This is a genomic window from Streptomyces sp. NPDC102441 (assembly GCF_044765585.1).
Classification (GTDB): domain Bacteria; phylum Actinomycetota; class Actinomycetes; order Streptomycetales; family Streptomycetaceae; genus Streptomyces.
Genome location: NZ_JBIWKH010000009.1, coordinates 114677 through 127705, shown reverse-complemented (window position 1 = coordinate 127705; position 13029 = coordinate 114677). Strand labels below are relative to the sequence as shown.

Sequence of the window (13029 nt, the reverse complement as noted above, 5' to 3'; positions counted from 1 at the left end):
CTGCGCCAAATCCGCCCAAACAAGTGGGCAAACCGGGGCGTGAGGACTTTCATCGGATTCGCAGTAACTTACTTTTTACTAATTCTTGTTTGTTTCTTCGGCAGCTCCGGCGTTAGCTGTCGTGAGCGCAGCGCCGGTCTCCCGTGGACGCATGCGGGCCCTTTTCACTCTGAGGAGAATCATGATCCTTGCTCACAAGGCGAACAGACGCCGCTGGGCCCTCGTCGCGGGCGCCGCCGCCACCGCGGCTGTTCTGCTGTCGGGCTGTTCCGGCGGCGGCACCTCCTCGTCCGCCTCCGGCTCGTCGGACACCATCAACTACGCCCTGCCGGCCAACTTCACGCCGAACTGGATCCTCCCGGTCGGCACCGCCGCACACCTGAACACCAACAACGCCTCCATATCCCAGTCCGTCTGGGAGCCGCTGATCGCGTACGACGGCTCCGCCGGCAAGGTCGGCTGGAACAAGGACAACTCGCTCGCCACCGCCGCGGACTTCTCGAAGGACAGCAAGAGCGTCGCGATCACGCTCGGCGACCGCCACTGGAGCGACGGCGAGCAGATCACCTCCCGCGACGTGGAGTTCTGGTTCAACCTGGTCAAGGCCAACAAGGCGGACTGGGCCAGCTACAGCCCCGGCAAGGCGCCGGACAACTGGACCTCGCTGAAGATCGCCGACGACACGCACTTCACCATCACTTTCGACCAGGCGTACAACCAGCAGTGGATGCTCGCCAACGAGTTGAGCATGATCCGGACGATGCCGCAGCACGTCTGGGACAAGACCAGCGACTCGGGCACCGTGTCGGACCTCGACCACACCCCCGCGGGCGCCAAGAAGGTCTGGACGTACCTGAACGAAGCCGCCAAGAAGATCTCCGGCTACGCGACCGACCCGCTCTGGAAGACGGTCAGTGGCCCGTACACCATCAAGTCGTTCTCCACGGCCGGCAAGGTCCAGCTGGTGGCCAACGCCAAGTACGACGGTGGCGGCAAGGCCAACATCAAGACCGTGAACCTGCTGCCGTTCACCACCACGGAGGCCGAGGCGAACGCGCTCCGGGCAGGCACGGTCGACTACGGCTACATCAACGCCACCGACCTCAGCCAGGAGGCGTCCTTCACCGCCAAGGGCTACACCGTGAAGCCGTGGTCGGGCTGGGCCGTCACGTACATGCCGTACAACTTCAACAACCCCGCCATGGGCGCGGTGTTCAAGCAGCTCTACGCCCGCCAGGCGATCCAGATGTCGGTGGACCAGACCACCCTCTCGAAGGTCGTCTTCAACGGCACCGCGGTCTCGACGTACGGCCCGGTCCCGCAGGGCCAGACCTCGTCCTTCGTCTCCTCGGAGCAGAAGAACAACCCGTACCCCTTCTCCACCGCCAAGGCGAAGAAGCTGCTGACCGGCCACGGCTGGACCGAGCAGAGCGGCACCATGGTGTGCACCGACCCGGGCACCGGCGACAGTCAGTGCGGCGCGGGTGTGGACAAGGGCACCGAGTTCCGGATGCAGGTGCTCTCGCAGTCCGGTTCGACCGTGACCGACAACATGATGAGCGCCCTGCAGTCGTCGTTCGCCAGGACCGGCATCGACTTCACCATCAAGACCGCCCCGGTCAACTCGGTCCTCTCGCAGTCCGGCCAGTGCAAGGCGGACGATGCCGGCTGCAAGTGGCAGCTCTCGTTCTTCGGCTCCGCGGGCAGCTGGTACTTCCCGGCCTACCCGAGTGGTGACGCGCTCTTCGCCACCGGCGGCGGCTCCAACTTCGGCAGTTACTCCAACTCCGCCGTGGACGAGCTGGTCACCGAGACCACCACCTCCGCCTCGGACGAGGCGATGCGGAAGTACAGCGCGGCCCTCGCGAAGGACCTCCCGGTCATCTGGCTGCCGGAGCCGGACTACCAGGTCTCCGTGGTCAAGAAGGGTCTGGGCGGTTTCTCCCAGGACTCCCTCGCCAACTTCCACCCCGCCATGTGGAAGTGGACGACCGAGTGACGCCGGCCGGTGACCACGCGTACCACTGAGCCGAAGCGACCGGAAAGCACATGAGTACTTCCTCGTACCTGATCAGGCGGTCCCTCCAAGCCGTCGTGGTGATCGTCATCGTGACGATCGTGGTCTTCGGTCTGCTGCACGCCCTGCCCGGGGGCCCCGCTCGCGGGATCCTCGGCCCGCAGGCCACGGCGCAGCAGATCGCCTCCTTCAACCACGAGCAGGGCCTCGACAAGCCACTTCCCGTGCAGTACTTCTACTACCTGAACCAGCTGCTCCACGGTGACCTGGGAACCTCGTACACCCTCAATGAGCCGGTCTCCCAGCTCATCACCGAGCGGCTCGCCAAGACCCTGCTCCTCACCGCCCTGTCGGCGGTCGCCGGCCTCGTGCTGGCCATCCCGCTGGGCATGTGGCAGGCCGTCCGGCGCAACAAGCCGGTCGACTACGTCATCACCACGCTCAGCTTCATCGCCTACTCCACGCCCGTGTACTTCCTCGGGCTGATCCTGGTGCTGGTGTTCAGCCAGGCGGTGCCGTGGTTCCCCTCCCAGGCCCCTCAAGGGGACACGCTCGCCCAGGTCTTCTCCGAACCGCAGGCACTCGTGCTGCCGGTCATCGCCGGCGCCGCCTCGATGATCGCGGTGTTCAGCCGCTACATGCGGGCGGCCACCCTGGAGAACCTCTCGGAGGACTACGTCAGGACGGCGCGGGCCGGCGGCTCCCGCTCCCGCTCCATCCTGTGGCGCCACGTGTTCCGAAACTCCCTGACGCCGGTCGTCGCCATGCTCGGCTACTACGTGCCGGTGCTGTTCGGTGGCGCCCTGGTCGTCGAGCAGCTCTTCAACTACCCGGGTATGGGGCTGCTCTTCTGGACCGCCGCACAGTCCTCCGACTACCCCGTGCTGCTGGGCTGCGTGCTGGTCATCGCGGCCGCCACGGTGGTCGGCACGCTCCTCGCCGACATCGTCCAGCGCGTCATCGACCCCCGAGTGAAGGCAGGCCGGGCATGAGCGCCGTCATCCAGCCGGGCAAGGCGCCCGGCACGGCCACCACGGCCTCCACGGCGTCCGGTTCCCGGCTCGCCCTCCGGCGCTTCCTGCGCAACCGGCTCGCCGTGGTCGGGCTCGGCGTCGTGGTCGTCGTCCTCCTGTTCTGCTTCGCCGGTCCGCTGGTGTACTCCACGGACCAGACCCACACGTTGCTCCAGCAGGTCAACCTCGCCCCCAGCGGTTCGCACTGGCTCGGCACCGACGCGGTCGGCCACGACGAGCTGGGCCGGCTCATGTACGGCGGCAAGGTGTCGCTCGTCGTCGGCCTCGCCGCAGGCATCCTGGCCACCGTGATCGGCACCCTGTGGGGCGCCGTCGCCGGTTACGCGGGCGGCTGGATCGACGCGGTCATGATGCGGATCGTGGACGCGGGAATCGCCATCCCGGCGCTCTTCATCCTGCTGGTGGTCTCGGCCATCACCACGCCGGACCTGACCGGGCTGATCGTCATCCTGGGCTTCGTCTCCTGGCTGGTGCCGTCCCGGCTGGTCAGGGCGGAGACGCTGAGCCTGAAGAACCGCGACTACGTCCTGACCCTGCGGGCGATCGGCGGGACACACTCCCGGGCGATCACCCGGCACATCCTGCCGAACTCGGTCTCGACCATCATCGTCGCGGCCACCTTCCAGATCGCCGACGCCATCCTGCTGGTCGCCTACGTCTCCTATCTGGGCCTCGGCGTCCAGCCGCCGGCCACCGACTGGGGCGGCATGCTCTCGGCCGGTCTCACCGCCGCCTACTCCGGCTACTGGTGGCTCATCATCCCGCCCGGCCTGGCCATCATCCTGGTGGTGTGGGCGTTCAACGCGATCGGGGACGGACTCCGCGACGCATTCGACGTGAGGGGACGCGGATGACCGCCACCCAGGGCCCCGCCGCCCCGCAGGCCGGGCCGATTCTCGAACTCGACGGCCTCGGCGTCGTCTTCACCACCGAGACCGGGGAGGTGCCGGCCGTCCGGGGTGTCTCCCTGCGCGTCGGGCCCGGTGAGACGCTCGCCCTGGTCGGCGAGTCGGGCTCCGGCAAGTCCACCATCGCGCTGGCCGCGATGGGTCTGCTGGACGGCAACGCCCGGGCCACCGGCAGCGCCACCATCGCCGGCACCCAGGTGGTCGGCGCCCACGAGACGGACCTGGCGGCGCTGCGCGGCCGGACCGCTTCCATGGTGTTCCAGGAGCCGGCCACGGCACTGGACCCGCTGACCCGGATCGGCAAGCAGATCGCCGAGGTGATCCGCAACCACCGCAGGATGTCCGCCAAGGACGCCGCCGCCGAGGCCGTCGGGCTCCTCCGCAAGGTCGGCATACCCGAGCCGGAGAAGCGGGCCGGCGCCTACCCCTTCCAGCTCTCCGGTGGACAACGCCAGCGCGTGGTCATCGCCATGGCCATCGCCAACGATCCCGTCCTGCTGATCGCCGACGAGCCGACCACCGCGCTCGACGTCACGGTGCAGGCCGAGATCCTCGACCTGCTGCGCCGGCTCGCCGCGGAGACCGGCACCGGCGTCCTGCTGGTCACCCACAACATGGGTGTCGTCGCTGACTTCGCCGACCGGGTCGCAGTGATGTACCAGGGCGAGATCGTGGAGACCGGACCGGTCGAGGACGTGCTCCTGCGCCCGTCCCACGACTACACCAGGCGCCTGCTGGCCGCGGTGCCACGACTGTCCGTGGCCGAGGCGGACCGGTCGGCTCCGCCGGTCTCCGCCGGTCAGCCGGACACCGAGCCGGTGGTCGGTCTCCATGACATATCCGTGGTGTTCGGCCGTGGGAAGAACGCCGTACGGGCCCTGGACGGGGTCTCTCTCGCCGTCCACGCAGGAGAGACCCTGGGCCTGGTGGGCGAGTCGGGCTCCGGCAAATCCACCGCCGCCCGGGTCGCGCTCGGTCTGATCCCGCCGGGTTCCGGCACCGTCTCGCTGTTCGGCGCCGATCTGGGGCGCACCCGGCCACGGGCCCGCCGGGCGCTGAGAGCGGGCATCGGCGTGGTCCTCCAGGACCCTGTGGCCTCGCTGGACGCCCGGATGACGGTCGGCGAGTGCGTCGCCGAGCCGCTCAGGGTGCACCGCCGCGGCCTCTCCGCCAAGGACCGCCGGAGCATGGTCGCCGCCATCCTCGACCGGGTCCGGCTGCCGCGTGAACTCGCGGGGCGCGCGCCCCGCGAGCTGTCCGGCGGCCAGCGCCAGCGGGTCAGCCTGGCCCGGGCGCTGGTCCTGGAACCCCGGCTGCTGGTCGCCGACGAGCCCACCAGCGCGCTCGACGTGAGCGTTCAAGGGGCGGTGCTCGAAGTGATCTCCGAGCTCCAGGACGAGCTGGGCTTCGCCTGCCTCTTCGTCTCCCACGACCTGGCCGTCGTACAGCACTTCGCGCAGCGCGTCGTGGTGTTGCGTGACGGCCGCATCCAGGAGCAGGGCCCCACCGGAGCGACCCTCCTGCACCCGGAGACCGACTACACCCGCCGGTTGCTGGCCGCCGTGCCGGTGCCCGACCCGGTGATCCAGCGCGGCCGCAGAGCCGAACGCCTGGCCGCCCTCGCAGCCGGCCGGACGGAGACCCAGGAATGAACTCGTACGACCGTACGCTCTTCGCCGGAGCGGACATCGGCGGCACCACCACCCAGGTGGTCCTGTGCGCCGACGACCTGACCGTCCTGAAGCGCGCCGAGGTACCGACCCCGGCAGCTGACGGCGGCCGGGCCATGACCGGAGCGGTCCTGGACTCGCTCGCCCTCCTGCTGGAGCGCACTCCCGGCCGGCTCGCCGGGTGCGGGATAGGCGCCGCCGGCGTCGTCGACTCCGGTACCGGCCACATCCTGGTGGCCAGCGACTCCTTCACCGACTGGGCCGGCTTCGCGGTGACGGAGGCCGTCGAGGACGCCCTGGGTGTCCCGGCCTTCCTGGACAACGACGTCAACGCCTTCCTCCGCGGGGAGGTGTCGGGCGGCGCCGTGCGCGACGAGCCGGACGTACTCGGGATCACCCTGGGCACCGGGGTCGGTGGCGCACTGTGGAGCGGCGGCACACTGTTCACAGGACCGCACGGCGCGGCCGGCGAGATCGGGCACATCCCCGGCTTCGGTGACCTGCTCTGCACGTGCGGCGGACGGGGCCATCTGGAGACCCTGGCCTCCGGCCGCTCCATCGGCGCCCGTTACGCGGACCGCACCGGCCGGCGGCTGACCGCCCGCGAGGTCGCGCGGGCGGCGGACCACGGGGACCAGGACGCCCTCGCGGTGTACGAGGCCGCGGGTGCCGGTATCGCCCGGGCGATCGTGATGACGGCGGGCGTCGTGGACATCACCACCGTGGTGATCGGCGGCGGGGTCAGCCACGCCTGGCCTCTGCTGAGTCCCCTCGTCCTGGCGTCGCTGGCCGCCGAACCGCCGGTCAGCGGTCGCCCTGTCCGGCTGGTCAGGGCCGCCCTGGGTGCCGATGCCGTACCGGTCGGCGCCGCGGCACGGGCGCGGCACGAACTCGCGGCGAGGTCCGCGGTCTGAGGGGCCCTACGGCGTGGGCAGGGCCTCCTCCGCGACCGCGAGCACCGCGCGGAGCGCGGCCGAGGGGTTGTCCGTGCGCCAGGCCAGCGCGGCCTGGCGCCGGACGGGCGGACCGGCGAGCGGCCGGTAGACCAGCCCCGTCTGCTGGATGTGGCGGACGGAGGAGACCGTGAGCGTGACACCGACGCCCGCGGCGACGAGGGCCAGGATCGTGTACGAGTCGGGGGCCTCCTGCACCACGCGGGGGTTGAAGCCGGTGGCCTCGCAGACCTGGACCATCGCGTCGCGCACCGTGGAGCCCGCGTTCGCCGGGAAGGAGACGAAGGGTTCCTCGGCGAGGATCCCGATCGGAATGCTCTCCAGGCGGGCCAGCGGATGGTCGGAGGGCAGCGCGCAGAGCAGCTCCTCCTCGTCGATCACCCGGTAGGCCACTCCGGGCTGGGTGACCGGCAGCCGGACGAACCCCAGGTCGAGGGAGCCGTCGGCCACGCGGGACAGGGCCACGTTGGCGTAGGTCTGGCCCTTCATGGCCAGCTCGATCCCGGGGTGGGCGGCCCGCACCGCCCGGGTCAGCAGGGGCAGCGTCTCGTGGCTGGAGGCCCCGGCGAAGCCGATCGTGACGCGGCCGTACTCGCCACGTCCGGCTGCCTTGGCGGCCCGTACCGCGATGTCGAGGTCGTCGAGCACCGTCCGGACCGGTTCGAGGAAGGACTCCCCCGCGCTGGTCAGCCGCACCGAACGGGTGTTGCGCTCGAAGAGCTGGACGCCGAGCTCCTTCTCCAGCTGCCGGATCTGCTGGCTGAGCGGGGGCTGTGCCATCTGGAGCCGCTTGGCGGCGCGGCCGAAGTGCAGTTCCTCGGCGACGGCGGTGAACGCGGTCAGATGACGCAGTTCCATCGGGACTTCCATTCATTAACCATTGGTCTTGATCCGACCTTAATTTGGTATTGGACAGCAATCAATGGCCGCTGACACGGTAAGGGCGACCAGCACGCACTCGCCCGAGGAGCACCGTGGAGCGGACGGATACGGCCGACGGGGCCGGCAAAGTCATGTCGATGAAGGAGGCCGTGGCCGCCTTCGTGCACGACGGGGCCACCGTCAGCCTCGAAGGGTTCACCCATCTCGTCCCCACGGCCGCCGGACACGAGATCATCCGCCAGGGCCGCAAGGACCTCACCGTCGTACGGATGACGGCGGACATCGTGGTGGACCAGATGATCGCGGCGGGCTGTGTCTCGCGGCTGGTCTCCTCCTTCGTGGGCAACTCCTCCGCCGGTTCACTCGGTGAGCTGCGGCGCAGGATCGAGCGCGCCGACCCGGCGCCGCTCGCCTTCGAGGAGTACAGCCACTACGGGATGGTCTGCCGCTACCTCGCGGGCTCCCAGCGGCTGCCCTTCTATCCGCTGCGCAGCTACGGCGGCAGCGACCTGCCGTCCGTCAACAGCGATCTGCGCAAGGTGACGTCGCCCTACCCCGGGCCGGACGGGGAGCAGGAGCAGATCTACGTCGTGCCGCCCGTGAACCCCGACGTGACGATCATCCACGCGCAGCGGGCCGACCGCAGGGGCAACACCCAGATCTGGGGGCTGACCGGCATCCAGGCCGAGGCGGTGTACGCGGCGGACAAGGCGATCGTCGTCGTCGAGGAGGTCGTCGGGGACGAGGTGGTCCGCTCGGACCCCAACCGCACGCTCGTCCCGTCGCACGCCGTGGACGCTGTCGTCGTCTGTCCGCGCGGCGCGCACCCGTCCTTCGCCCAGGGCTACTACGACCGCGACAACGCCTTCTACCGGGCCTGGTCGCACATCAGCAAGGACCCGGCGCGGCTGCGGGCGTGGCTGGACGAGTGGGTGTACGGAACGGCCGACCACGCCGGGTACGTCGCCAAGCTGGGCGAGGACTTCTGGGCGGGGCTCGCGGTGGGCGAAGCGCTCAGCGAGCCGGTGAACTACGGACGGCGGCTGTGAGCGCGCCGCAGGAGAAGGAACCGAACATGACCGCCACCGCACCGGGGACCGTCACCTCTTCCGAGCTGCTCTCCGTCGTCGCCTCCCGGGAACTGGCCTCCCGGCGCACGGTGTTCGCCGGCATCGGGCTGCCGACACTCGCCACCGAACTCGCCCGTCTGACGGTCGCCCCGCGGATCGAGGTCGTGTACGAGTCCGGGGTCTGCGGGGCGCACCCCTCGCACCTGCCGGAGACCATCGCCGACGCCGTGCTCATCTCGGGCGCGGAGGCCGTGCTGTCGATGCCCGCGCTGTTCGGCTGCGTGCTCCAGGGCGGGCACATCGACGTGGGGTTCCTCGGCGCCGCGCAGATCGACCGGTGGGGCAACCTGAACACCTCCGTCATCGGCGACTACGAGAGCCCCACGGTGCGGCTGCCCGGTTCCGGCGGCGCCGTCGAGGTGATGGCCAACTCCCACGAGGTCTTCGTGGTGATGCGACGGCACAACCCGCGCTCCTTCACCGCAAACCTGGACTTCTGCACCACCCCGGGCCCGGACCGCGCGCTCGCCGAGGGCATCAGGCCGCTGGGCGCGGGAGTCACCCGGGTGATCACCGAACTGGGCGTCCTGGCCCGCGCCGGCGTCGGGGAGGAGCTCCGACTCGTCGCCGTGCACCCCGGGGTGACGGTGGATCAGGTGCGGGAAACCACCGGCTGGGACCTCCGGGTCGCCGACTCCGTGGAGACCGTTCCCCCGCCGGCCGCGGCGGAACTGCGCCTCCTGCGGGAGGATGTCGACCCCGGCCGTGTCTACCTCCGCTGACAGATTCCCACCTCCCGAAGGGGCGTAACCGCCATGCGTATCAGGATCGTCGGCGCCGGAGCCATGGGCCGTGGCATCGCCCAGTGGGCCGCTGCCGCAGGACACACCGTCGAGCTCTGCGACGTACGGACCGAGGCGGTGACAGCGGCCGTGGACTTCGTACACTCCATGCTGGAACGCTCCGTCCAGAAGGGCCGGATGTCCGCCGCGGACCGGGACGCGGCCCTGGAGCGGCTCGTCCCGCTAGACGACCCGTGGGCGCCCGGCCCTGAGGTCGAGCTGGTCATCGAGGCCGTACGGGAGGACCTGGACACCAAGGCCGAGGTCTTCGGGAAGCTGGAGCAGGCCCTGCCGGACTCCGCGGTCTTCGCGACCAACACCTCGTCCCTGTCGGTGACCCGGATCGCCGCGTCGCTGCGGGACCCGGGTCGGCTCGCGGGGCTGCACTTCTTCAACCCCGTGCCGCTGATGAAGATCGTCGAGGTCGTGCCGGGGGCCGCCACCCGCCCCGGGATCCCGCCCGCTCTCACGGAGCTGGTCGAGAGCTGCGGCCACCGCGCGGTCACGGTCGCCGACTCCCCCGGTTTCCTGGTCAATCACGCCGGCCGGGGGCTGGTGACGGAGGCCCTGGCCCTGCTGGAGGAGTCCGTCGCCGACCCGGCGGGGATCGACCGGATCGCCCGGGACGTCCTGGGGCTGCGCATGGGGCCCTTCGAACTCATGGACCTCACCGGGCTCGACGTCACGGCCGCCGTGATCGACTCGATCTGGCAGGGCTTCCGCTACGAGGACCGGCTCCGCCCGTCGTACCTCACCCCGAACCGGGTCACCGCGGGGCTGCACGGCCGCAAGACCGGGCAGGGCTGGTTCGCGTACGGCTCCGAGGCGCCCGCCCCCGCACCGGAACCGCCGGTGACGGGTGACGCGGACCGTCCCGTGTTCGTCGCGGGCGCCGAGGAGCTGCGGACCGCGCTGTCCGACGCCGGCGCGACGGTCGAGAGCGGAACCGAGCCCTCCGACCGCGCCCTGGTCCTCGTCCCGGTCTGGGGCACCACGGTGGCGGCCTCCGTCGCCTCACTGGGGCTGCCCGCTGCGCGCACCTTCGGCGTCGACCCGCTGCCCCCGGCGGGCCGCCGCCGGGTGCTCGCCGTCACGCCGGCGTCCGGTCCCGCCGCCGCGCGGGACGCCCGCGCGGTACTGGCCCGCGCGGCGGACGGCGGGGAGCCCTGGGCCGTGTCGGTGGTGCGGGACACCGCGGGTTCGGTGGCGCAGCGGCTGCTGGCGTCGGTGGTCTCGGTCGCCGCCTCGATCGCGGAGCGCTCGCTGGCCACCCCGGCGGACATCGACCTCGCCGTGACGACCGGCCTCGGCTACCCGGCGGGGCCGCTGGCCTGGGGCGACCGGATCGGCGCCGCGCGGATGCTGGAGCTGCAGCGGTCCCTGCACGCCACGACCGGCGATCCACGGCACCGGCCGACCCGCTGGCTCACCGAGCGCGCCCAGCTGGGGCTGGCGCTGACGGAGCCGGGCACCTCGTCCGCCGGCTGCTCCTGAAGAGCACGTCCTGCACACTTCGGTTCCCGCGTTGCGCCATGCACTCGGCCGGTGCGCGTCGGTCAGCGGCTCCCCAAGGTGCCGGTACGCACCTTCTTCGAGACGGCGTAGCAGACGGCGGTGTGGTACTCGCTCGACCACTGGTCGGGCCTGGGAGACAGCCAGTGCGGCAGGACGCCCGGCTTGTCGCCGCCCAGGTACTTCTTGACCGCCGCCGGGCAGTGGTCCTTGGTCCGTTGGAGCATCTTGTCGATGCTGGGCGCCGGGTCGTCGGGGTCACCGAGGTCCACGACGCCGGGTACGGCTTCGGTGCGGTGCGGTTCGTCACAGGGGATGACGTTGTTCGGCCCTCCCGGCTCCGGCTCGCCCTTCATGCAGGCCTGCAGGCTGCCGAGACCGTGAGCGAGGCCGGCGTACAGCGAGCCTTCGCGGCGCACGGGGTCGTTCTTCGGGCTGCGTTCGGCGAGCAGGCAGGCGAACCACCGGTCGCCGTCACCCCACTGCTTCTCCGTCGGCCAGAACGCCACCGCGTCGAGCCGAGTGGCGTCCCAGTCGGGGCCGTTCAGGTAACCGGGGGGAGCGGCGTCGCAGCGGGGACCGGCATACTCCTTGACCGGCGGCGGGTAGGCGTCCGGTACATCCGACGGGAACGACGCGGACGTCATCACCTCGTACTCGTGCGGCCGGTCACAACTCACCTTCGTCACGCCGTCCTTGAGCTCCAGGCAGTCGCCCGGCCGGTACGGGCCCACGCCCGTGCGTTCCGGCCGGGGAGAAGGACTGGCCGAAGGCTTCTTGCTCGTGCCGGGAGAGGCCCCGCCGCTCGTCGTCGCACCAGGGGGCCCGCCGCCGCCCTTCGCGGCACGGTCAGGCGCCGTGCCCTCCGATGTGCAGCCGGCGAGGACGGAGACCGTGAGCAGCAAGGCGGCGCAGCCGCGACGAGAATTGGCCGTCATCCCGCGCAGACTACAGGCGGGCGAGGCCCGGTCCGGGCCGAATGCCGGACGTGACCGTTTCGTACAAGACCCGGTCGCGACCCCCGCATACGGTCGTCCCATGACTCCACGACTCGACGCGATCTCCGTCACCACCGCCGACATGGCCGCATCGCTCGCCTTCTACCGGAGGCTCGGGCTCGACATCCCCGCCGGCGCCGAATCGGCGCCCCACGTCGAAGTGACGCTCCCCGGCGGGCAGCGCCTGCTGTGGGACACCGAGGATGTCGTGCGCTCCTTCGAGCCCGACTGGCAGGCGTCCGGAGGCGGCGAACGCCTCGGGCTCGCCTTCCTCTGCGACAGCCCGGCTGAGGTCGACGCGGTGTACGCCGAGCTGACGGGTGCCGGCCACCAGGGTCATCTGAAGCCCTGGGACGCCGTCTGGGGGCAGCGTTACGCGGTCGTCCTCGACCCGGACGGCTCCGCGGTGTCGCTGTTCGCCGCCAATCCCTCGTAGCCCGTCGAGGCCAGATAGCCGCCGAGCGTCGTGCCGGCCAGGTCCCGCATCTCCCGGGCGAGATGTGCCTGGTCGGTGCAGCCCGCGGCGTACGCGGCCTCGGCGTACGGCGTTCCCGCGCGTACGAGCTCCAGGGCGCGCTGCAGTCTCAGTACCCTGGCCAGGGTCTTGGGGCCGTAGCCGAACGCGGCCAGCGAGCGGCGGTGCAGCTGACGGGGCCCCAGCCCGACGGCATGCGCGGTGGCGGCGACGGAACGCCCCTGCCGCAGCTGTACGGCGACGGCCGCCATGAGCGGGTCCGGGGGCCCGGTGCCGGCCGCCCGGCGCAGGGCGACGCCCTCCAGCGCGGTGGCCGGGTCGCCGGCCGCGCCGATCCGCTCGGTCAGCCCGCGGACCTCGGGGCCCGGCCAGAGGGCGTCGAGCGCGACCCGCCGGTCGCGCAGTTCGTGCGCGGGTACGCCCAGGAGCGCGGGTGCCGTGCCGGGGGCGAAGCGGATGCCCGCGCAGCTGCCGGAGAGCGCCGCGGCGGGGGTGAAGGCGTGGGTGTCGGGGCCCGCCACCAGCAGTCGGCCGCCGGCCCACAGCAGGTCCATGCAGCCGTCGGGCAGGACCGGCCGTGAGGGTTCGCGCGGCCCGCTCCAGGTCCAGAGAACCGCGCCGCCGAAGCGCGATGCCCGCTCCTCGTACCGTGCGCCCATGGTCACCAG

At 71.2% G+C, this 13029-nt stretch carries 12 protein-coding genes; 9 read left to right on the top strand and 3 right to left on the bottom strand.

What is annotated here, in order from left to right:
* Positions 1-181 precede the first annotated feature (181 nt).
* The 5 genes from ACIREO_RS21035 to ACIREO_RS21015 are packed head-to-tail and all read left to right on the top strand — an operon-like array spanning position 182 to position 6543.
* The gene (locus ACIREO_RS21035) at positions 182-1999 is read left to right on the top strand and encodes a peptide ABC transporter substrate-binding protein (protein WP_404112319.1); all 1818 of its coding nucleotides are present in this window, start codon (positions 182-184) and stop codon (positions 1997-1999) included.
* 50 nt (positions 2000-2049) lie between these two features.
* Entirely contained in the window at positions 2050-3009 is a 960-nt protein-coding gene (locus ACIREO_RS21030) for an ABC transporter permease (protein ID WP_404112316.1), read from the top strand.
* Positions 3006-3905, top strand: coding sequence for an ABC transporter permease (locus ACIREO_RS21025; RefSeq protein WP_404112313.1), 900 nt, complete (start codon positions 3006-3008; stop codon positions 3903-3905). Before ACIREO_RS21030 ends, ACIREO_RS21025 begins: the two co-directional genes overlap by 4 nt.
* Entirely contained in the window at positions 3902-5611 is a 1710-nt protein-coding gene (locus ACIREO_RS21020) for a dipeptide ABC transporter ATP-binding protein (protein WP_404112310.1), read from the top strand. The genes ACIREO_RS21025 and ACIREO_RS21020 overlap by 4 nt, the downstream gene beginning before the upstream one ends.
* Positions 5608-6543, top strand: coding sequence for an ROK family protein (locus tag ACIREO_RS21015; RefSeq protein ID WP_404112307.1), 936 nt, complete (start codon positions 5608-5610; stop codon positions 6541-6543). Before ACIREO_RS21020 ends, ACIREO_RS21015 begins: the two co-directional genes overlap by 4 nt.
* A 6-nt stretch (positions 6544-6549) precedes the next feature.
* On the opposite strand, the gene ACIREO_RS21010 is transcribed toward ACIREO_RS21015, so the two are convergent.
* Positions 6550-7440: a LysR family transcriptional regulator gene (locus tag ACIREO_RS21010; protein WP_404112304.1), complete on the bottom strand. Its 891-nt coding sequence runs from the start codon at positions 7438-7440 to the stop codon at positions 6550-6552.
* A gap of 155 nt (positions 7441-7595) precedes the next feature.
* On the opposite strand from ACIREO_RS21010, the gene ACIREO_RS21005 reads away from it, so the two are divergent.
* Genes ACIREO_RS21005 through ACIREO_RS20995 form a run of 3 tightly spaced genes read left to right on the top strand, consistent with a single transcriptional unit; the run spans position 7596 to position 10870 of the window.
* Positions 7596-8513, top strand: coding sequence for a CoA transferase subunit A (locus tag ACIREO_RS21005; RefSeq protein WP_404112885.1), 918 nt, complete (start codon positions 7596-7598; stop codon positions 8511-8513).
* Between the two features lie 26 nt (positions 8514-8539).
* Positions 8540-9316 carry a CoA-transferase subunit beta gene (locus ACIREO_RS21000; RefSeq protein WP_404112302.1) on the top strand — a complete coding sequence of 259 codons (777 nt, stop codon included), beginning with the start codon at positions 8540-8542 and terminating at the stop codon, positions 9314-9316.
* A gap of 33 nt (positions 9317-9349) precedes the next feature.
* Positions 9350-10870 (top strand): 3-hydroxyacyl-CoA dehydrogenase, encoded by a 1521-nt coding sequence (locus tag ACIREO_RS20995; RefSeq protein ID WP_404112299.1) that lies wholly within the window; start codon positions 9350-9352, stop codon positions 10868-10870.
* 62 nt (positions 10871-10932) lie between these two features.
* Here ACIREO_RS20995 and ACIREO_RS20990 read toward each other — a convergent pair whose 3' ends face one another.
* Complete coding sequence (locus tag ACIREO_RS20990) at positions 10933-11826, bottom strand: septum formation family protein (RefSeq protein ID WP_404112296.1); 894 nt, start codon at positions 11824-11826, stop codon at positions 10933-10935.
* Between the two features lie 100 nt (positions 11827-11926).
* Between ACIREO_RS20990 and ACIREO_RS20985 the strand changes: the two genes are divergently transcribed.
* Positions 11927-12322 carry a VOC family protein gene (locus ACIREO_RS20985; protein ID WP_404112293.1) on the top strand — a complete coding sequence of 132 codons (396 nt, stop codon included), beginning with the start codon at positions 11927-11929 and terminating at the stop codon, positions 12320-12322.
* Here ACIREO_RS20985 and ACIREO_RS20980 read toward each other — a convergent pair.
* Positions 12259-13020 carry a DUF6597 domain-containing transcriptional factor gene (locus ACIREO_RS20980; RefSeq protein ID WP_404112290.1) on the bottom strand — a complete coding sequence of 254 codons (762 nt, stop codon included), beginning with the start codon at positions 13018-13020 and terminating at the stop codon, positions 12259-12261. The two genes, ACIREO_RS20985 and ACIREO_RS20980, sit on opposite strands and share 64 nt — an antisense overlap.
* Positions 13021-13029: the final 9 nt, after the last annotated feature.

Bases quoted from the DNA above. Each gene is read 5' to 3' on its own strand.
- ACIREO_RS21015 (WP_404112307.1), top strand. From the start codon at position 5,608: ATGAACTCGTACGACCGTACGCTCTTCGCCGGAGCGGACATCGGCGGC.
- ACIREO_RS20995 (WP_404112299.1), top strand. From the start codon at position 9,350: ATGCGTATCAGGATCGTCGGCGCCGGAGCCATGGGCCGTGGCATCGCC.
- ACIREO_RS20980 (WP_404112290.1), bottom strand. From the start codon at position 13,020: ATGGGCGCACGGTACGAGGAGCGGGCATCGCGCTTCGGCGGCGCGGTT.
- ACIREO_RS21035 (WP_404112319.1), top strand. From the start codon at position 182: ATGATCCTTGCTCACAAGGCGAACAGACGCCGCTGGGCCCTCGTCGCG.
- ACIREO_RS21020 (WP_404112310.1), top strand. From the start codon at position 3,902: ATGACCGCCACCCAGGGCCCCGCCGCCCCGCAGGCCGGGCCGATTCTC.
- ACIREO_RS21030 (WP_404112316.1), top strand. From the start codon at position 2,050: ATGAGTACTTCCTCGTACCTGATCAGGCGGTCCCTCCAAGCCGTCGTG.
- ACIREO_RS20985 (WP_404112293.1), top strand. From the start codon at position 11,927: ATGACTCCACGACTCGACGCGATCTCCGTCACCACCGCCGACATGGCC.
- ACIREO_RS20990 (WP_404112296.1), bottom strand. From the start codon at position 11,826: ATGACGGCCAATTCTCGTCGCGGCTGCGCCGCCTTGCTGCTCACGGTC.
- ACIREO_RS21000 (WP_404112302.1), top strand. From the start codon at position 8,540: ATGACCGCCACCGCACCGGGGACCGTCACCTCTTCCGAGCTGCTCTCC.
- ACIREO_RS21010 (WP_404112304.1), bottom strand. From the start codon at position 7,440: ATGGAACTGCGTCATCTGACCGCGTTCACCGCCGTCGCCGAGGAACTG.
- ACIREO_RS21025 (WP_404112313.1), top strand. From the start codon at position 3,006: ATGAGCGCCGTCATCCAGCCGGGCAAGGCGCCCGGCACGGCCACCACG.
- ACIREO_RS21005 (WP_404112885.1), top strand. From the start codon at position 7,596: ATGTCGATGAAGGAGGCCGTGGCCGCCTTCGTGCACGACGGGGCCACC.